The organism is Mycobacterium stomatepiae (assembly GCF_010731715.1).
GTDB classification, from domain to species: Bacteria; Actinomycetota; Actinomycetes; order Mycobacteriales; family Mycobacteriaceae; genus Mycobacterium; species Mycobacterium stomatepiae.
The window spans coordinates 2,195,028-2,213,049 of record NZ_AP022587.1 but is presented as its reverse complement, the minus strand read 5'-3'; the positions used below and the strand labels follow the sequence as shown (position 1 = coordinate 2,213,049).

20 protein-coding genes are annotated in these 18,022 nt (G+C 65.4%); 14 read left to right on the top strand and 6 right to left on the bottom strand.

Annotation, left to right across the window (positions count from 1 at the left end; all coding sequences use genetic code 11):
• Positions 1-47: 47 nt before the first annotated feature.
• The 4 genes from G6N54_RS10505 to G6N54_RS10490 form a co-directional block, all read right to left on the bottom strand.
• A complete protein-coding gene (locus G6N54_RS10505) occupies positions 48-815 on the bottom strand; it encodes an enoyl-CoA hydratase/isomerase family protein (RefSeq protein ID WP_163790013.1) in 768 nt (255 codons plus the stop codon).
• A 73-nt stretch (positions 816-888) separates the two neighbouring features.
• Positions 889-1,635 (bottom strand): SDR family NAD(P)-dependent oxidoreductase, encoded by a 747-nt coding sequence (locus G6N54_RS10500; RefSeq protein WP_163790010.1) that lies wholly within the window; start codon positions 1,633-1,635, stop codon positions 889-891.
• Complete coding sequence (locus G6N54_RS10495; protein ID WP_232073612.1) at positions 1,625-2,257, bottom strand: TetR/AcrR family transcriptional regulator; 633 nt, start codon at positions 2,255-2,257, stop codon at positions 1,625-1,627. Before G6N54_RS10495 ends, G6N54_RS10500 begins: the two co-directional genes overlap by 11 nt.
• Complete coding sequence (locus G6N54_RS10490; RefSeq protein ID WP_163790008.1) at positions 2,254-3,102, bottom strand: MaoC/PaaZ C-terminal domain-containing protein; 849 nt, start codon at positions 3,100-3,102, stop codon at positions 2,254-2,256. Before G6N54_RS10490 ends, G6N54_RS10495 begins: the two co-directional genes overlap by 4 nt.
• 76 nt (positions 3,103-3,178) lie before the next feature.
• Here G6N54_RS10490 and G6N54_RS10485 point away from each other — a divergent pair, with 76 nt between their 5' ends.
• From G6N54_RS10485 to G6N54_RS10440, 10 genes are read left to right on the top strand one after another with little or no spacing between them, the layout of a single operon-like run.
• A complete protein-coding gene (locus tag G6N54_RS10485; RefSeq protein WP_163790006.1) occupies positions 3,179-4,252 on the top strand; it encodes an LLM class flavin-dependent oxidoreductase in 1,074 nt (357 codons plus the stop codon).
• Positions 4,249-5,751, top strand: a complete 1,503-nt coding sequence (locus G6N54_RS10480; RefSeq protein WP_163790004.1) for a class I adenylate-forming enzyme family protein — start codon at positions 4,249-4,251, stop codon at positions 5,749-5,751. The genes G6N54_RS10485 and G6N54_RS10480 overlap by 4 nt, the downstream gene beginning before the upstream one ends.
• On the top strand, positions 5,748-6,917 hold the full coding sequence (locus G6N54_RS10475; RefSeq protein WP_163790003.1) for an acetyl-CoA acetyltransferase: 1,170 nt from the start codon (positions 5,748-5,750) through the stop codon (positions 6,915-6,917). The genes G6N54_RS10480 and G6N54_RS10475 overlap by 4 nt, the downstream gene beginning before the upstream one ends.
• On the top strand, positions 6,914-7,318 hold the full coding sequence (locus G6N54_RS10470) for a Zn-ribbon domain-containing OB-fold protein (RefSeq protein ID WP_232073610.1): 405 nt from the start codon (positions 6,914-6,916) through the stop codon (positions 7,316-7,318). Before G6N54_RS10475 ends, G6N54_RS10470 begins: the two co-directional genes overlap by 4 nt.
• Before the next feature lie 5 nt (positions 7,319-7,323).
• Positions 7,324-7,728: a nuclear transport factor 2 family protein gene (locus tag G6N54_RS10465; protein ID WP_232073608.1), complete on the top strand. Its 405-nt coding sequence runs from the start codon at positions 7,324-7,326 to the stop codon at positions 7,726-7,728.
• A gap of 51 nt (positions 7,729-7,779) precedes the next feature.
• On the top strand, positions 7,780-9,801 hold the full coding sequence (locus G6N54_RS10460; RefSeq protein WP_163790000.1) for an alpha-ketoacid dehydrogenase subunit alpha/beta: 2,022 nt from the start codon (positions 7,780-7,782) through the stop codon (positions 9,799-9,801).
• Positions 9,798-10,025, top strand: a complete 228-nt coding sequence (locus tag G6N54_RS10455; protein WP_163789996.1) for a lipoyl domain-containing protein — start codon at positions 9,798-9,800, stop codon at positions 10,023-10,025. The genes G6N54_RS10460 and G6N54_RS10455 overlap by 4 nt, the downstream gene beginning before the upstream one ends.
• Positions 10,022-10,885, top strand: a complete 864-nt coding sequence (locus tag G6N54_RS10450; RefSeq protein WP_163789994.1) for an enoyl-CoA hydratase/isomerase family protein — start codon at positions 10,022-10,024, stop codon at positions 10,883-10,885. The genes G6N54_RS10455 and G6N54_RS10450 overlap by 4 nt, the downstream gene beginning before the upstream one ends.
• Entirely contained in the window at positions 10,882-11,682 is an 801-nt protein-coding gene (locus G6N54_RS10445; protein WP_163789991.1) for an enoyl-CoA hydratase/isomerase family protein, read from the top strand. Before G6N54_RS10450 ends, G6N54_RS10445 begins: the two co-directional genes overlap by 4 nt.
• Complete coding sequence (locus tag G6N54_RS10440; protein ID WP_163789988.1) at positions 11,679-12,446, top strand: enoyl-CoA hydratase/isomerase family protein; 768 nt, start codon at positions 11,679-11,681, stop codon at positions 12,444-12,446. Before G6N54_RS10445 ends, G6N54_RS10440 begins: the two co-directional genes overlap by 4 nt.
• Here G6N54_RS10440 and G6N54_RS10435 read toward each other — a convergent pair.
• Positions 12,443-13,645 carry an acyl-CoA dehydrogenase family protein gene (locus tag G6N54_RS10435; RefSeq protein WP_163789985.1) on the bottom strand — a complete coding sequence of 401 codons (1,203 nt, stop codon included), beginning with the start codon at positions 13,643-13,645 and terminating at the stop codon, positions 12,443-12,445. The two genes, G6N54_RS10440 and G6N54_RS10435, sit on opposite strands and share 4 nt — an antisense overlap.
• Before the next feature lie 2 nt (positions 13,646-13,647).
• Positions 13,648-14,445: an enoyl-CoA hydratase/isomerase family protein gene (locus tag G6N54_RS10430; RefSeq protein WP_276057119.1), complete on the bottom strand. Its 798-nt coding sequence runs from the start codon at positions 14,443-14,445 to the stop codon at positions 13,648-13,650.
• Positions 14,446-14,556: 111 nt separating this feature from the next.
• On the opposite strand from G6N54_RS10430, the gene G6N54_RS10425 reads away from it, so the two are divergent.
• The 4 genes from G6N54_RS10425 (at position 14,557) to G6N54_RS31315 (ending at position 17,798) form a co-directional block, all read left to right on the top strand.
• Positions 14,557-15,753 carry a cytochrome P450 gene (locus G6N54_RS10425; RefSeq protein ID WP_163789981.1) on the top strand — a complete coding sequence of 399 codons (1,197 nt, stop codon included), beginning with the start codon at positions 14,557-14,559 and terminating at the stop codon, positions 15,751-15,753.
• A gap of 208 nt (positions 15,754-15,961) precedes the next feature.
• Positions 15,962-16,549, top strand: a complete 588-nt coding sequence (locus G6N54_RS10420; protein WP_232073606.1) for an enoyl-CoA hydratase/isomerase family protein — start codon at positions 15,962-15,964, stop codon at positions 16,547-16,549.
• A gap of 26 nt (positions 16,550-16,575) precedes the next feature.
• The gene (locus tag G6N54_RS31320) at positions 16,576-17,211 is read left to right on the top strand and encodes a cytochrome P450 family protein (protein ID WP_308207258.1); all 636 of its coding nucleotides are present in this window, start codon (positions 16,576-16,578) and stop codon (positions 17,209-17,211) included.
• Positions 17,184-17,798, top strand: coding sequence for a cytochrome P450 (locus tag G6N54_RS31315; protein ID WP_332107610.1), 615 nt, complete (start codon positions 17,184-17,186; stop codon positions 17,796-17,798). Before G6N54_RS31320 ends, G6N54_RS31315 begins: the two co-directional genes overlap by 28 nt.
• The last annotated feature ends 224 nt before the right edge of the window (positions 17,799-18,022 follow it).

The window sequence follows — 18,022 nt, the reverse complement described above, 5'->3', positions numbered from 1 at the left end:
GTGGAACGTCCTGGCTGCCGAGTCGGCCGACGTCGCGGCTGTCGGAGTCATTCGTCGGCCCAACGTGGTTCGCGCTTCTCGGCGAACGCGACCATTCCCTCGCGGTAGTCGGGGTGGGTCATCTGATGGTGCAGCACATAGCGGTAGGCTACGTCGTTCGCGGCATGCAGCCCCACGTCCAAACTGGTCCACATGGCCTTGATTGAAGCCTGGGTGGTCGCGGGAGACAGCGTTGCGATCGACAGCGCGATCTCCCGCGCACGGTCTTGCAGACGCCCGCTCGGCACCACTTCGTTGATCAAACCGATTTCGTAGCCGCGTTGGGCGCTGATCCGGCCGTCTTTCGTCATCAACGCGAGCTGCATGACCATCGAGATGGGCATGCGGCGCAGGAGCACAGCCGGCTCGAGCGCGAACACGTTGCCCACCTTCAGATGGGTGTCGATCAGTTCGGCGTGCTCGGCGGCGATGATGAGGTCGGAATCGGCGACCTGGTGCAGGCCGCCGCCGACGACCATTCCGTTGAGCGCGCAGATGACGGGCTTCCAGACGTTGTGATGCAACCGCGAGCCGGGCACCTTGTTGCGGATGCCGTCCGAGGCCGTCGCCCTGATGTCCTGCCCGGCACAGAACGCGCGGTCGCCCGCACCGGTGATGATGGCGGCCCTGATGTCGGGGTTCTCACGGACTTGGCCCCATGCCCACCCGAGTTCGGAACGTGCTCGGTCGTCGGTGGCGTTGAGTCGTTCGGGCCTGTTGAGGGTGATCGTGGCGACGTGCTCGCTGACGTCGAACAGAATACGTTCTAGCTGCACTCCGAGCCCCTTTGCTGCACACCGTCAACTGAACAGTTTATCAATATCTGTCATATCGTACGGTCGATTGTCCTCACGGCATCCACTGGCCACCCGAGACCGAGATCAGCTGTCCGGTGACGTGTTTGGCCGCATCAGAGCACAGGAACGCGACGGTTTTCGCGATGTCGTCCGGCTCGCCGATTGCGCCGGTGAGCGTCGATTCGCGCATCGTGTCGAGTTCGGCGGCCGACTTTTTGGACAGCAACCAGGGTGTGGCGGTCGTCCCCACAACGACGGTGTTGACCCGCACGCCCAGTGGACCCAATTGCACAGCCATCAGTCTGCTGAGCCCCCCGACGCCGGCTTTCGCGGCCGCGTAGGCGGGTGGCCCCGTGCGCACCCCGTGGGCGGATACCGAGCTGATGTTGACGATGGCGCCCTCATGCGCGTCGACCATCTGGCGCGCAGCGACCTGAGCCATGATGAAAGTGCCGGTGAGGCTGACCACCATGATACGGTCCCAATCCTCGTCGGTCTGGTCGAGGAAGGACGCCGGGAGCGTCATTCCAGCGTTGTTGACGAGCGCCCGAATGGGGCCGTGCACACGGGCGAGTGCGGCAAGTTCGTGTTCGACCGCGTGTCGGTTGGTGATCGACAATTCGACCGGGAGCACCGAACCCGCACGCGCAGAATCGGTTTCGCGCGCTCTCGCGATGGCCTTGCCGTTGACATCGATGACCGCGACTCGGTAGTTCGCCTCGACGAGTTCAGCAACGATGGCCTCGCCGATTCCCCGTGCACCGCCGGTGACCACGGCCAGCCGACGATCATCCGACACGGCTGTTCCTCTCGGCCTTGACAAGGCGCTCGATCCGGGTGATCGACGGCCGAGACAGCTGTATCGCTTGAGACATCAGGGCCGTGATGTCACCGAGCCCGTCGCCGGCCACCCAGGTGTCGATCGCGGCGCGGTTGGCGCCGTTGACGACGATGACGGCCAGTCGGGGGCGTAGGTCAGTGCGTGCATCGATGTCGAGCCAGCGGGCTACCTCGTCGGTCATCTGACCCATCCAGTCGTCATTGATGCGCAGACGGGTAGCGCGAAGGTCGGGATGACGCGCGTACATGCGTGCGCGCACCAGGAACATCTCCGGCTGTGCGCTGATCGCCTCGGCGACGGCGGCGGACGCCTCGGCGAGCGCGCCCCACAGCGAACTCGATCGAGATTCGCGGAAGCGGCGCGTCGCCGCGTCGAGGCGGTCGGTATAGCCGTCGAAGAGGATGTCTTCCTTGGCCGCGAAGTGATGGAAGAAGGTGCGGGGCGCGACTCCGGCCAGGGCTGAGATCTGTTCGACCGTGGTGGATTCGTAGCCGTTCGTCCCGAACAGTTCGACCGCGGCGTGTAAGAGTGCCTGCCGATTGCGCTGGCCGCGTACGCGTCGCTGGTCCATGGTCGTCATCCTCTCAGCGTCGCGGCGCCGGCGGACAAGGCGATGGCGGATCCCTGACTCGTGCGAAACCGCACTTGCTCGCCCTCGCGCCAGACCTCGGTGCGTAGCGGGGCGCCGAGCATGACGGGTTTGGCGAAGCGGCAGCTGATTGAGTGCAGCGCAGTTGGGTCGCCCTTGGCCACGCTGTCGATGAGCGCGCGCGCCGCGAACCCGAAAGTGCAGAGTCCGTGCAGGAAGACGTCGTCGAAGCCGGCCTTGCGTGCAGCGGCCGGATCAATATGCAGCTGGTTGCGATCGCCGCTGAGTCGATACACGGCGGCTTGTTCAAGTCGGACTTCGTCGTCGACGGTGACGTCGGCCGGCCCTTCGGGATCATCGGGTGCCGCCGGGCCGCGCTCACCGCCGAAGCCGCCACCGCCCAGCACCATCGTCTGCCCCGTGGCGACGAACACCGATCCTGCGGCGTCGGTTCCGTGTGTCGTCACCTCGATCGACGCGTGCTTGCCCTTGTCCCACACGGCGGTGACCTCGCCGGTCACCGTCAGTTCACCGCGCGGCTGCAACGGTCGGGTGACGGTGAGGGATTGTCCGCCATGCACGATCGGGTAGCTGCCCAATCCCAGCACTGCGCGCAGATCCTTGATTGCCCACCAGTTGGCGAGTAGCGCGAAGGTGGGCAACACCGAAGGACCACCCACTTCGTTGAGCAAGTCGAGGTCGGCCGGCGGCCGGGCGCCCACGCCCAGCGCGTACAGGATGACGTCAGTCTCGGTCCACGTGAACGTCGTCGGATCGAGCCTGGTACCCACGGCTTCGGTGGTGACGGCCAATTGCGAACCTCTCAGATCAAGCACCGAACAGATTGACGTGATATGTTCAATCGTGCAATATAGTCGCAGTAACTGCAACTAGTTTGTGGGGAGCAGTCCTATGAAATTCGGCGTTTTCATCCTCGGCGACAAGCCCAACCATCTCTCGGATCAAGAGGTGTTGGCCAATGTGCTGGAGGAGGCGCGCTGGGCCGAGGAACTCGGCTACGACGAGGTCTGGCTGGCCGAACACCACTTCTCGCCATACGGCATGCTGGCCGACCTTCCGCTGATGGCGTCGGCCATTGCGGCTCAGACCAAGCGCATCCGCATCGGCACCGCGTGCATGGTCAGTCCGTTCCACAACCCTATCCAGTTAGCCGAGCGCATCGCGATGGTGGACGTTCTGTCAGGCGGGCGGTTCGACGCCGGCTTCGGGCGCGGCTATCAAGCTCACGAGTTCAAGGGTTTCGGGATCCCGATGGACGAGGCCACCGGCCGGTACCAGGAGTGCCTCGAGATCGTGAACCTTCTCCTCTCCCAGGAGGGCGTCAGTTACGACGGGAAGTACTTCCAGCTCGACGACGTAACGATTTACCCACGGCCGGCACAGCAACCCATACCAATATGGGGGACGGTGATGAAGACTCCGTCGAGCTTTGAATGGTTGGCCGACAAAGGCTTTGGTGCCATCATCGGCAATCCCTACACCGTGGACCCGGACCTGCAGGGAGCGCTGGACATCTACTTGGAGACCCAGGCAAAGAAGGGTCTCGCTGCTGCCACCGAGAACGTCTGGGCGCTGTTGAATGCGTTCTGCCACAACGACGATGCGTTCGCCCGAACCTACCCGCGCGAGAGTGTCGAATTGTCCATCGAAAGGCATCGGGCGTACTCGAATCCCTTCGAACGCGGCGGCGAGATACCGGCCGACTACAAGGCCTATTCCGACTGGTTCGAGAAGCACGACAAGCAGAGCTACGAGCAGGTGTTCAACTCGCACCTGACGCTGATGGGTAGCCCGGACCGCATCATCGACAAAATGCGGACCGTCATCGACATGGGGTGGCGCAACATCATGCTGCGCATGTCTCGCGGTGGGGCCATGGATCGGGCCAAGGTCTACGACTCCATGAAGCTGTTCGCCCAGGAAGTGATCCCGGCCGCCACCGAACTCTCGGCAGCCCCGGTGTGAGCAACGAACTCGCCGAACGGCTCCGGACGGTACTGACACTGGACCCAGGTGAGCCCGCCATCGAGTTCGCCGGCGAGTGGACCGACTGGGCGGCGCTGCACACTATCGCCACCGAAGTCGAACAACGGCTCACCGCAACGGGATTAGATGCCGGCGCCCCGGTCAGTGTGGTGCTGCGCAACCACCCCGCGATGGTGGGAGCTCTGATCGGTGTGCTTCTCGCCGGGGCAACGACGGTCACCGTAAACGCCGCGCAGGGGGACACCGGTCTGAGTGCCGACATCGCCGAGCTCAACTTGGCTGCCGTCATCGCCCTTGAATCGGATTGGCAGCGCGTGGGTGTTCGGGATGCCGCCACCGGCGCGCTGGGCCTGCGTGTCGCGAACGACCCCGCCGGGGTGACGGCGGTGACGGGTCTGGAAGCGCCCGGGCCCGGTCCGTTCCGGCCCGAACCCGACGGCATCGCAGTGGAGATGCTGACCAGCGGCACGACGGGGCCGCCGAAGCGAATTCCCCTGACGTACCAAGCATTCGGCAACACGGTTGCCGTGGCGGCCGCGCATTATTCCGGTTCCGGCAACAACCAACCCCGGTTGCGCTCCGGGGTCGCCATCGTCAGTTCGCCGCTGGTACACATGTCCGGGCTCTTCCGCACACTGATGAATCTCTGTGAAGGCCGCCGCATCGCCCTGCTCGAGCGCTTCCGGGTGACCGACTTCGTCGATCTCGTGCTGCGGCACCAGCCGAGGGCGGTAAGCCTGGTGCCATCTGCGCTATCGATGGTGCTCGACGCTCACGTCGAGCCAGAGGTCTTCGCCAGCGTCGAGGTGGTCACCTCGGGCACCGCACATTTGCCGGTCACCGTCCAGGAGGCCTTCGAGAAGCGCTACGACGTGGCCGTGATGCCCTCCTACGGCGCCACCGAGTTCGCCGGTGGGGTGGCCGGCTGGAACCTCGCATTGCACCGCGAATGGGCGACGTCCAAGCGCGGCAGCGTCGGACGTCCGCAGCGGGGCCGCGAGGTTCGCATCGTGTCCCTGGACGACGATTCCGAACTTGGCCCCGGCGCCCAGGGCCGGATCGAGGTGCGCACCGAAGGTCGAGAATGGGTGCGCACCACGGACATTGGGCGCATCGACGCCGACGGCTTCCTTTACGTCGACGGGCGCACCGACGACATCATTATCCGCGGCGGCTTCAAGGTGGCGCCCGCCGACGTCGTCGAGGCGCTGCGAAGTCACCCCGCGGTGCGTGACGCGGGAGTCACGGGTCTGCCCGACGAGCGCTTGGGCGCCGTCCCGGCGGCCGCGGTCGAACTGTGCTCGTCTGCCGCGGCGGACGCGAACGAACTGCTCGATTTCCTGAGGGATCGGTTGACGCGCTATCAGCTGCCCGCCCGGCTCATCATCGTCGGCGAGTTGCCGCGCACACCTTCGATGAAGGTCAGCCAACCCGCGCTGCGCGAGTTGTTCGATGACGTGGTGGAGGTGCGGGCATGACCGGGATCCGGGGCGCGGCCGCGATCGTCGGGGTCGCCGACGAGGTGTCGCCCGACGGGATCATCGACGTCCCGCTGCGCGAGCTCGAGGCTCGCGTCATTCGCGCGGCGGTGGCGGATGCCGGGTTGTCGCTGCGCGAGGTCGACGGGCTGTGCAGCTGCACCGGCGGCACCCTCATGCATTCGGTCGAGTTGGCCGAATACCTCGGTATCACACCGCGTTTCACCGATGCGACGCAGACCGGCGGAGCGAGTTACGGCCTCTACGTCGAGCACGCCGCGGCCGCCATCGCGGCCGGTTTGGCGGAAACCGTGGTGATCGTCTACGCCGCCACCCCCCGTGCGGCGCGCAAGCGGGGCGAGAAGGGACTCGGTGTGTTCGCGACACCGGAGCGCCTCGAGTGGGAAACCCCGTTCGGTGTGATGCTGCCGATCAGCGCGTACGCGCTGGCGGCCAACCGGCACATGGCCGAGTTCGGAACCACCGCCGAACAACTCGCTCAAATCGCGGTGGACACCAGGACATGGGCCACGCGCAACCCGCGCGCACATCTGCGAGACCCGATCACCGTCGACGACGTGCTCGGCTCCGGCTGCCTGGCCGAGCCGATGCACAAACTCGAATGCTGTCTCGTCACCGACGGTGCCGCGGCGATTGTCGTCACCAGTGCCGAAAAGGCTGCGACGCTGTCGAAGTCGCCGGCGTACCTGCTCGGCGCGGCATCCGCAGCGTCACACGCGATGATCTCGCAGATGCCCGATCTGACGGTGACCCCGGGTGCGGTGTCGGGTCCAGCCGCATTCGGCACCGCCGGGCTGACTCCCGAGGATGTCGACGTGGTCGAGCTCTACGATTCCTTCACCATCACCGTCCTGCTCGCTCTCGAGGATCTGGGTTTCTGCAAGAAGGGCGAGGGTGGTCCCTACGCGGGCAGCGGCGCACTGGCACCGGGCGGTGCGCTGCCGGGGCAGACGACGGGCGGCGGACTCGCCTACACCCACCCGGGTGCCTTCGGCTCCTTCCTGCTCGTCGAGGCGACTCGACAGCTGCGCGGCGAATGCGAGGAACGTCAGGTCGCGGGCGCGAACGTGGCGCTTGCTCACGGCACCGGCGGGGTGTTCTCGGCGACGTCGACGGTGATTCTGGGAACGGACGCAACGCTGTGAACCCAGAGCCCGCGGTTGTTCCGGTTCCGGAGCCCAGTTCGGCATCAGCCCCGTTCTGGGAGGCGACCCGCGAGCGCGAGCTGCACATGCAGCGATGCGCGGACTGCACACGACTGGTGTGGTACCCGCGCGTGATGTGCCCGCACTGCGGAGCGGATGCGCTGCGCTGGGAGCGGTTATCCGGCGACGGCGTCGTGTACGCCGTGAGCGTGCACCACCGCCCCGCGCTACCCGCGCTTGCCGACAAGGTGCCCTACTCGGTGGTGTTGGTTGATCTCGCCGAGAATGCCCGCATGATGTCCAACGTCTTCGGGCCACCGCCACGGGTGGGCGATGCGGTACGCATCGCCTGGATCCCATTGCCGGACGGGCGAAACCTGCCCACGTTCGAGCGAAGGTGACCCGCGTGCCGTCCCCAGCGGATCTCGCGCGAGAGCGCGAAGCGCTCGTGCTTCGCCATGTTGCCGCCGAGAACGAGCGCGACCTCGAGGGCATCATGGCGACGTTCGCGCACCCCCGGTACGAGATCGTGCCCACGGCAACGGTCTACGACGGCGACGCCGAGGTTCGCCAGATGATCCTTGCGCAGTGGGAAAGCCTGCCGCGAATGCATTACAGCGCGGTGGGAATCTTCCACGCCGCCAACGGGGTACTCGTCGAAACACGAACGACCTGTCCCGGGACGGCGGTTGACATGCTGAGCGTCAACCTGTTCGGTTTCGACGGAAACCGGTTGATTCTCGAGCGCTGCTACTTCGATCGCATGCTGTTCGCGGCCGAGTTGGAGAAACTCAATCAGCTGCACGATTGAACACATTTCGTCATATTGTAGAATCGGTCACCAGACCGTCGAGGAGTGTGGATGTCCACCCAACTAGACACCGAATCGTCAGCTCCGACAAACGATCGCGCGCTGGCCCTCTACCGATTGATGAGCAAGGTCCGGCAGGGGGACAAACGCGTTCGCAAGGCCTTGTCGTCGGGCGAGGCCGCGATGAGCTACTGGCCGGTGGACGGCCAGGAGGCGATGTCGGCTGGGGCGATGCTCGCGCTGTCCGATGACGACCAACTCGTCACCACCTACCGCGGCCTCGGCGACGTGCTCGCCAAGGGCATCGATCTGCGCGGGTACTTCGCCGAAATCCTGGGGCGTAGGGACGGGTTGTCGCGCGGCAAGGCCGGCGCGATGGGAATCTACGACCCTGAGCACGGCGTCGCCTGGACCACCGGCATCGTCGGTGCGGGTCCGCTCATCGCGAACGGCATCGCGTTGGCGGCGGCGCGGCGAGGCACTGGTCAGGTCGTGTTGGTCAGCTTCGGCGACGGCGCAACCAGCATCGGCTACGTGCATGAGGCCATGAATATGGCGTCGGTGTGGGGGCTGCCCGTGATCTTCTTCTGTCAGAACAACTCCTGGGCGGAGGGCACGGCCTTCAATCGCTATACGCGCTCCGACCGGCTGTCGGACCGGGCGCGGGGTTACGGCATCCCGGGTGTCACGGTGGACGGCGCGGATCCCCACGCTGTCTTCGACGCGGTGGCCGAGGCGGTCGAGCGCGCACGCAGTGGCGACGGACCGTCGTTCGTGGAGGCGGTGGCGTACCGCCTACAGGGTCACTACTTCGGCGACGCGATGGGGTACGCGGATCAGGAAGAGCTTGCCGCCAAGCGCGCGAACCCGCCCTTCGCGCGCTTCCGTCAGCGCCTGATCGACGACGGCACCGCCACCGCGGCCGAACTCGACCAGATCGATGCACAGATCACGGCCGAGCTCGACGCGGCGTTCTCCGCAGCGGTTGCCTCAACGCCTCCCGACGTCGACGACTTGACTCGAGAGGTGTTCGCCGACAATGGGTCCGAGCTCAGTGCCGACGGTGCGGTACGTGCGGAGCTACCCGCCGGAGACACCGAGGAACTCGGATTGGTGCAGGCAATCAACCGCACACTGGATCGCGCGATGGCAGCTGACGAATCGATCGTCCTACTCGGCGAAGACATCGGCGACCCGTCGGGCGGTGGCATGTTCAAAATCACCGCCGGTCTGTCGGCCAAATACGGCGAAGGCCGGGTGCTCGACACGCCCATCGCCGAATCATCGATCGTCGGCGCGGCGCTCGGCGCGTCGCTCGCCGGCCTTCGGCCGGTGGCGGAATTGATGTTCATGGACTTCCTCGGCGTCGCGATGGACCAGATCGCCAATCATGCCGCCAAAGTGCGTTACATGTCGGGTGGCCGCCATGGTGCGCCCCTGGTGATCCGCACCATGGTGGGAATGGGCGCGGGGCCGCAACATTCGCAGGCGGTCGAAGCGTGGGCGATGCACACTCCCGGGTTGAAAGTGGTGTGGCCCAGTACCGCCGCCGACGCTGTGGGCCTGCTGAACGCATGCCTGGCGGACGACGATCCCTGCCTGTTCATCGAATCGATGAAGCTGTATTACGGAGGTGGCAAGGGGTCGGTTCCCGTGGCCGACTACGTGATCCCCCTGGGACAGGCGGACGTCAAACGTGCGGGCTCCGATGTCACGGTGGTCTCCTACGGGGCCATGGTGCACGCCGCACTCGAGGCCGCCAAGGAGGTCGAAGCCGACGGTATCGCCGTAGAGGTGATCGACCTGCGCACGTTGGTGCCGCTCGATCTGGCTACGGTACTCGACTCGGTGCGTAAGACGACCAGGTTGGTCGTTGCCCACGAATCGGTCGGATTCTGCGGTCCCGGAGCCGAACTCGCTGCAGCGGTAGGAACGGAACTGTTTGGCATCCTCAGCGCGCCGATTCAGCGCGTCGCCGGAACCTACACACCGGTACCGCGGGCGGCCAGCCTCGAAGCCGCCTGTCGACCCGGTGCCACGCAACTGGTCGAGGCCATCAGGAGGGTCGTGTGACCGAGGTGCGGCTGCCCAAGCCCGGGGACGCCATTACCGAAGCCGAGGTGACCGAGTTCTTCGTCGACAACGGCGCGTCCGTCAGCGAGGGTGACCGGCTCTACTCAATCGCCACCGACAAGGCGGAAATGGACATCGAGGCGCCGTCCTCGGGCACGGTGTCCTGGAAAGTCGAAGAGGGCGGCACCTATCAGGTAGGCACAGCCGTCGCGGTCATCTCGTGACCGCGTTACCGAACGAAGTCGACCTGGCGGCCGAGGAGCTGTCCGCGCGGATCGACGGCGACACGCTGACGGTGACGATCGACCGCCCGGAGAAGCGCAATGCGTTGACCGCGGACGGCTACCACGGCATCAAGCGGGCGGCGATGATTGTTGCCGACGAGCCATCGCTCGACTTCCTGGTGATCACCGGCACGGGCGATATGTTCTGTGCCGGCGGCGATATGAACGCGGTCGGCAATCCCGATCGGCGCTGGGATTCCTTCACCGAGGCCTACGATGCAACTCCGTTCGAGACGCTCGGCAAGATCCCGAAACTCGTTGTCTGCGCGGTGAACGGGCTGGCCCTCGGGGGCGGCCTCGTGATGACGCTGTACGCCGACCTGGTGATCGCATCCGACCGGGCGCGGCTACGCGTACCCGACTTGACCCGCGGGGTGTACGAGGCGTTCGTCGCCGCCCGCATTCCGCAGCGCGTCGGCACGCTGCGCGCGAATCACCTTATCTACGGCAATGATTGGGTCGAGGCGGCCGAGGCGGAGCGGCTCGGTTTCGTCGGGAAGGTGGTGCCGCACGATTCGCTCGTCGCGGAGACGGTGGCGTTGCTCGACCGCGTGCGCAATACCGGTCCCGCGGCACGTGCCGCGATGAAGCGGGAGATGGCCCGCGCGCTGCCACCCGTCGACGTATCCGGGTACTGGGCCTCGATGGGCACCGCCGAACAGATCGAGGCCTTCACGGCGTTCCTGCAGAAACGTCCTCCGACGTGGCCTGCTGCCTCCGCTCGTGACGCTTTCGTAGCGACTCGGCGCCCGGCCTGGATGCCGACGGACAAACACTCCGAAGGGACCGAAAGCTCTTGACCGAACTTCCGCAGGGCACCTGCGAAATGACCGGGTGTGACGAGATACTTGTGGCCAACGACGGTGCGGTTCGGATCGTCACCTTGAACAATCCGGACAACGCCAACGCGGTGAACAAACGCATGCACGGCGCGTTCGCCCGGCTGTGGAGCACCTTGGGCGAGGATTCCGATGCTCGTGCCGTCCTGATCACCGGCACGGGCGACTTCTTCTCTGCCGGCGGCGATCTCGTCGAATGGCTGCACACTCACGTCGAGAATCCGGTCACCCGGCGCGAAGGCATGCGTGATGCGCGGCGCATCGTGCGCGACATGATCGATTTTCCGTTGCCGATCGTTGCGGCCGTCAACGGCCCCGCCGTGGGATTCGGCTGCAGCATCGCTGTTCTGTGCGACATCGTGTTGATGTCGGATCGGTCGTTCTTCGCCGATACTCACGTGGCGAGTGGGCTAGTGGCCGGAGACGGTGGATCCGTGCTGTGGCCGCTGCTGATGAGCCTGCTCAAGGCGAAGGAGTACCTGATGCTCGGTGAGCGGATCAAAGCACCCGTAGCCGTTGAGTTGGGACTGGCGAATCGGGTGGTGCCGCACGCCGACATCAAGTCGGAAGGGCTCAGGCTGGCTCACCGGCTCGCTGCGCTTCCGGCGCGCGCGGTGCAGGACACCAAGCGCACGCTGAACCTGCACGCCGAGCGCGCGGTGACTGCGATCCTCGAGTATGGGATCTCGGCGGAGACAGAGTGCGTTACCACCCCGGAACATCGCGCCGCGATCGACAAGTTCCTCGAGCGCGGGTGACCAATTTACCCGCCGCCGACGCGGACCCGCTGGTTCTCGCCGAGGACAGGGATGGGATTGCGCTCATTCTGCTGAACCGTCCTACTCAGCGGAACGCTCTGCGGTACGAGTCGTGGACGGGGCTTTCGGATGCTCTCGCCGCCGCGGCGGGTGCAGGTGGCATTGTGATCGCCGGCAACGGCGGATTCTTCAGCGCTGGTGGCGATTTGAAGACCGGACCCGCACACGGCGATGGGCCGATGGGTGCGGCGGGCCGGGTCGAGCACGCTCAGCGTGTCATGGCCCAGCTGCGGGAGGTGGCGGTGCCGACCGTGGCCGTCGTGGAAGGGGCGGCGGTAGGTCTGGGCTGGAGCCTGGCGCTGTCGTGTGACCTGGTTGTCGCGTCCCGCGACGCGTTCTTCTCTGCCCCGTTCGTGGCGCGCGCCGTGGTGCCCGACGGCGGACTGGCCTGGCGACTGACCCAGCAGCTCGGCAGGCACCGGGCGTCGTCACTGTTGCTGCGCGGGAGCCGGTTACCTGCGGAGGATGCGTACGCTCTAGGTTTGGTCACCGATCTCGTCGACCCGGGTTCCGCCATTGACCATGCACTCGCCATTGCTCGCGGGATCGCCGATGCCGACGCGGGCGCGGTGGAGCTGACCAAACGACTCATCGCAGCCACCGAGACCGCTCAGTTGGCGTCCTTCCAGCCGCTCGAGCTGGCCGTTGCCACCGTCGCGCAGCAGCGTTCGGCTGCCGCCACGGGGCGGACACAGTTCGGCTAGCGCGGAAGCCCCAGTCCCGCAGTCGAAATGAGATCCCGCTGAATCTCGCTGGTGCCTCCGCCGATGGTGTGTAGTAATGACAACAGCAATCCCTCGGAGAAATGGCCGTGCAGCAGCGCGTCGGGATCGTCGGGCAGTAGCGCACCCGCCGGCCCGAGGATCTTCGCACCGAGCTGGCGTAGCTCGGCGGTGAGTTCCGAATGGTAGAGCTTGGACAACGACGGCAACGCGGGATCGAGCTGGCCGGCAGCCTGCTGGTGTGCCACCCGGTAAGAGAGCGCACGTCCCACCTCGACGCGTTCGACCGCGCGGGCCAGGGCCAGCCGATGCGCCGGATCCGCCAGCGGATCATGAGAACTCCCGCGTTGACCGCGGCACCAGTCGACCAGCTCGTCGAGGTAGCGCTGCGCCTGCGCGGCGCGCGTCACGTTCGACCGCTCAGCCACAAGCAGCGCCTTCGCGACCTTCCAGCCGTCGCCCTCGGCGCCAACCAGATTGGCGGCAGGCACCCGCACGCCGTCGAAGAACTCCTCGGCGAAGGTCGGGTATCCGGTCATCGAGCGGATGGGACGCCGGGTGATACCCGGGGAGACCAGGTCGACGAGCAAGAACGAGATGCCTTGCTGGCGCTTCTCTCCGAGCGGGGAGGTGCGTGCCAGCACGAAAATCCAATCGGCCAGAACGCCGTTGCTGGTCCATGTTTTCTGGCCATCGAGCACATAGTCGTCACCGTCTCGGCGCGCGGTCATGCGTAGGGCGGCGAGATCGGATCCAGCCTCCGGCTCGGAGTATCCCTGCGCCCACATCCGCTCGGAGCGGGCGATCTTGGGCAGGTGCTCCTGCTGCTGCTCGGGGGTGCCGAACTGGAACAGCACCGGAGCGAGCATGTTGACGCCGTTCGTGTTGACCAGCGGCGCACCGGCGTAAGCGAGTTCCTCACGGATCACGACCTGTTCGACCACGCCGAGCCCGCCGCCGCCGAATCGAGCCGGCCACTGCGGGACGAACCAGCCCTGCGTGTGTAGTGCCTGGCAGAACTGCACGGCACGCTCATGCGCGTCGCGTGGCAGGTAGTCGGGATTGGCCGCGGTGCGGCGGAATTCGTCGGGCAGGTGGTCGTCGAGCCACCCGCGCAGCCGGCTGCGTAGCTGTTCGATCTCCGGTCCACCGCCGAAGCGGACGATCGGCGTAAGCGGCACGGCTAGACCCGATCTGACGGCTTGGCGGCCTTCTTCAGGAGCTCGACCATGTAGTCCTGGAATTCCTTGGAGCCGGTCACCACCGCTTGCAGGTCGTTGCTGGCCTGCTGATGCGTGCGGAATCCCATGTTCTCCCACGCGCGCAGGATGCCGGCCTTGGTCGCCTGCAAGGTGATGAGCGGCGCCTTGGCGATCTTCGCCGCGAGCTGCTCGACCTCGGTTTCGAGTTGCTCGCGTGGCACGACCCGGTTCACCAGTCCGAATTCCAGGGCTTGCTCGGCCGAGATCTTCTGTGCCGTATAGAGATACTCGGCCGCCCGCTTGTAGTTCATGAAGACCCACGGTTCGAACATGGTCTCCGAGCCGGGCAGCCCGAAGCTCGGAACAAGCGGCATCTGGAACCACGCGTCGTCGCTGCAGATGGTGATCTCCGGGATCAGCGCCCAGGTGGTGCCGCCGCCGATGGCGTAGCCGTGTACCTGCGCGATCACCGGCTTGGGGAATTCCCAGAGCTTGAGGACCGGCCAGAGGAACAGCTGCGCTGCCGAGCGCCAGACCTTGCCCGACGCCTCCAGCTCCGCTTTGAACTCGGGATAACTGCCGTCGGGAATGTGACCAGAACAGAAACCCTTGCCTTTGGCCTTGATGATGACGACCTTGATGTCGTAGTCGTACTGAGCGTCGTCGAGTGCGGAGTTGACGCTGTGCACCATCTCCGATGTCTGGGCATTGGCGCGGTCCGGATTGTTCAGGATGATGCGTGCGATCGCCCCGTCTTTCTCGTACACGACGTGGTCCATCTCCCGCGTTTCCACTTGAAATTCCTCCTCGAGCCGCCATGCCGGGCACCTGAATGGTAGTGCAATTAGACAACTAATGTAATAGTGTTCCATACCGGAAGGACGGTGCCGATGACGACGACGGATCTGCGTTGGGATCCTTTCGACCGGGCCCTGCATGCCGAGCCGTATTCGGTGTGGAAGCGGATGCGCGACGAAGCGCCGATCTATTACAACGACCAGTACGACTTTTACGCCCTCAGCAGGTTCGATGATGTTATGGCGGCATCTTTGGACACCGAGGTGTTCTCCTCCGAGCACGGCATCACGCTCGACATGATCACCGAGGATCCCTGGGCGGCGCCCAAAGCGATGATCATGATGGACCCGCCGGATCACACGGCGATGCGGAAGATGGTGAACCGCACATTCTTTCGCAGCCGGATCGCCAAGCTGGAGGACTACGTTCGCGAGCTGTGCCGGCGCTATCTTGATCCGTTCGTCGGCTCTGGCGGATTCGATTACGTCGCTGATTTCTCGGCCAAGCTGCCGGTGATGGTGATCAGTTCGTTGCTTGGCTTTCCCGAAGAAGATCACGACGATCTGCGCGAGTGGTCGGACGCCCAGGTGCACCGCGACGAGGGCAATCCGGAGCGCAATGCAGCGGGGGACCAAGCCTCTGCCAACTTGTTCGAGTACTACCGACAGCAGATCGAGTTGCGCCGCCGCGACCGGAGCACCGACGTGGTGAGCGACCTCATGGACTCCGATCTCATCGCACCCGACGTAGACCCGCGCCGCCTCGATGATGGCGAGCTGTTGGTGTTCATCGCGATGATCAACGTCGCGGGTAACGAAACCGTGGCGCGCCTGCTGGGCTGGGCGGCGCTGACTCTGGCGCGCAACCCCGAGCAGCGAGCCAAGCTTGTCGACGATCCCGCGCTCATCGGAGGCGCCGTCGAAGAGCTGCTCCGCTACGATGCGCCGTCGCCGATACAGGGCCGTTTCACGCTGCGCGACACCACATACCACGACGTGGTGATCCCGGCCGGCTCGAAGGTGGCGCTGCTGACCGGCTCGGCGGGCCGAGACGAGCGTCAGTACGAGCACGCCGATGCGTTCGACGTCACTCGAACCGGCATCCGCCACATCAGCTTTGGGCACGGCTCGCACTTCTGCCTCGGTGCGGCGCTCGCACGGCTGGAGGCCAGGGTTGCTCTCGAGGAGACGCTCAAGCGATTCCCGAAGTGGGACGTCGACGAGGACAAGGTGTCCTACGTCCACACGAACTCCGTGCGGGGGCCGGCCAGCGTGCCCATCGCCTTGTGAGTACCGGTCTGACGGTGCGCACCGATGCCGGCGTGCACTGGTTGATACTCGATCGGCCGGAGGTCGGCAACTCAGTGACGCGGGCGATGCAACGGGATCTCATCGCCAATCTGACCTCGGCGTCCAGCGACCCCGACATCCGCGCCGTCGTGTTCACGGCGAGCGGGGAACGACACCCTGCACCGGACCCAATCTGCGTGACCCCAACATGCGGGCCAGCCAAGACCGTATCGCGGGCGACGCCGCGCGGATCCTGCGAACCGGGTCGCAAGCTGTGGTCGCCGCCCTGCTCGACTGCGACAAACCGGTGATCTGCGCATTGAACGGGGTAGCGGCGGGTGTCGGCGCGAGCATGGTGCTGGCATGCGATCTCGTCGTCGCCGTCGAGAGCGCAAAGCTGATCGAGCTTTTCGTGCGCCGCGGGCTGGCCCCCGATGGCGGTGCCGCCTACCTTCTGACGCGCAAGGTCCCGTTTAACGTCGCCAAGCGACTGATCCTGTTCGGCGAGGAGCTGTCGGCCGCCGAGGCACATCGAATCGGTCTGGTCAACGAAGTCGTCGCCAACCACTGCGACTTGGAGGCGCTGGCCACCGAATGGGCTCAGCGATTGGCGAGCGGCCCCACTCGCGCCCTCGCGGCGGCGAAAACGATGCTCAATCAGGCCCTCGATGTCGACCGGTCGGCGGCGTTCAGCACCGAGGCGCTTCTCGTCGAACAGGTCGCGGGCACCGACGACGTCGCCGAAGGTGTCGCAGCGTTCATCGAGAAGAGGGATCCCCGGTTCCAGGGCCGTTGACCGGAAGGGGCGGAAGGAGTGAGACGGTGGCCCTTCGGGGAAAGTTGATCGACAGGGGTGCAATCGTCACCCCGTTCGCGTCTGCGATTCGACTCAACGCCGCAGCCACGCTGCGGGTTTGGCGTCGTGGCCACCAAGGGTGGACGGGCGCAGTCAACACTGACTACGACCCCCTCGATCGCGCGACGGCGGCGCAGCCGTACGAGGCTTACCGCGCACTGCATCGACAGGGACGCGTCCACTACAACGCGAAGCGCGCCACGTGGATCCTGTGTCGCCATGAAGACGTCCGCGCGGCGTTACGTGACACCGTCGCCGTCACCAGCACTGAGGGCGTTACACGCATGAAGATCGCGGCCCCGGTGCTTGTGCTGTCTGACGGCGTCGAACACGCTCGATTACGCAAGCAGGTCCAACCCGGTTTCAGCAAGGGTGCGATGGCCAGCTGGCAGGAGATCGCGGACCGACTGGCATCCGAGTTGGTCGCCGACGTGCTGGCGGATCCGGGATGTGACGTCGTTTCGCGGCTGACTATCCCGATGCCGATGTGGATGATTGCCCACATCCTTGGCATCCCCGACGGCGACGTCGGCCGATTCCGGGTTTGGTCCGAGGCGCGCTGCAACGCTACTTCATGCGTCAGTTCGCGAACGGCGAGTTGAAAGGCTCAGACTCCGTTCTCGGCCGGCTTCTCGCCCATGCAGACGACGGCTCGCTCACCGACGATCAGCTGTTCCTCATCGCGATGCTTCTGTTGATCGCGGGTAACGAGACCACGACGAATCTGCTTGGCGGCATGTCCGATACCCTTGCCCGCAATCGCGACCAGTTCGAAATGATCTGCGCCAAACCGGATCTCATCCCGATGGCAGTCGAGGAGCAACCCCGAATCTTGACGCCGATCCAAAATCTCTACCGGTACACGCGGGCCGACTATCGCGTCGGAGAGGTAACGATTCCAGCTGGCTCACGGGTGATGCTCAATTTCGCGGCGGCGAATCGCGATCCGCTCGTCTTCGAGAACCCCGATGAGTATCACGCCGATCGAAACCCGCGCAACCACATCGCGTTTGGCTACGGTGCTCACATGTGTGTCGGAGCACCTTTGGCTCGCATGGAGGCGCAGGCTGTGCTCCGCGAACTGGTCACACAGGCCTCGGGGATCGCGCCCGCCGGCGAGACGGCCTGGTCGACCAACACATCGCTGCGAGGACCCACTCACCTGCTGATCGTGCTCACACGCGCCTAGTGGCGTGCCCAGCTCGAAGCGAGCCGCCCACCAAGTAGACCTCGTACGCAGTCCCCAGCGCCGTGGCGAGCGGGTGTGTCTGCGACTTCGCCGACGACAACCCAATCGCAATCTCGATCGCGCCGTTGACGTATACGTGTCGTCTGGTGTTCGTTGTGAATCCCAACCGCCGATTGAGTGGTTCGAAAACGGTCGGACACGCGAAGTGTGCGAGGCCGACCGTT

Coding starts and splice junctions, on each gene's coding strand:
- G6N54_RS31315 (WP_332107610.1), top strand. CDS start 17,184: ATGCGTCAGTTCGCGAACGGCGAGTTGAAAGGCTCAGACTCCGTTCTC.
- G6N54_RS10425 (WP_163789981.1), top strand. CDS start 14,557: ATGACGACGACGGATCTGCGTTGGGATCCTTTCGACCGGGCCCTGCAT.
- G6N54_RS10430 (WP_276057119.1), bottom strand. CDS start 14,445: ATGGACCACGTCGTGTACGAGAAAGACGGGGCGATCGCACGCATCATC.
- G6N54_RS10485 (WP_163790006.1), top strand. CDS start 3,179: ATGAAATTCGGCGTTTTCATCCTCGGCGACAAGCCCAACCATCTCTCG.
- G6N54_RS10460 (WP_163790000.1), top strand. CDS start 7,780: ATGTCCACCCAACTAGACACCGAATCGTCAGCTCCGACAAACGATCGC.
- G6N54_RS10420 (WP_232073606.1), top strand. CDS start 15,962: ATGCGGGCCAGCCAAGACCGTATCGCGGGCGACGCCGCGCGGATCCTG.
- G6N54_RS10475 (WP_163790003.1), top strand. CDS start 5,748: ATGACCGGGATCCGGGGCGCGGCCGCGATCGTCGGGGTCGCCGACGAG.
- G6N54_RS10495 (WP_232073612.1), bottom strand. CDS start 2,257: ATGACGACCATGGACCAGCGACGCGTACGCGGCCAGCGCAATCGGCAG.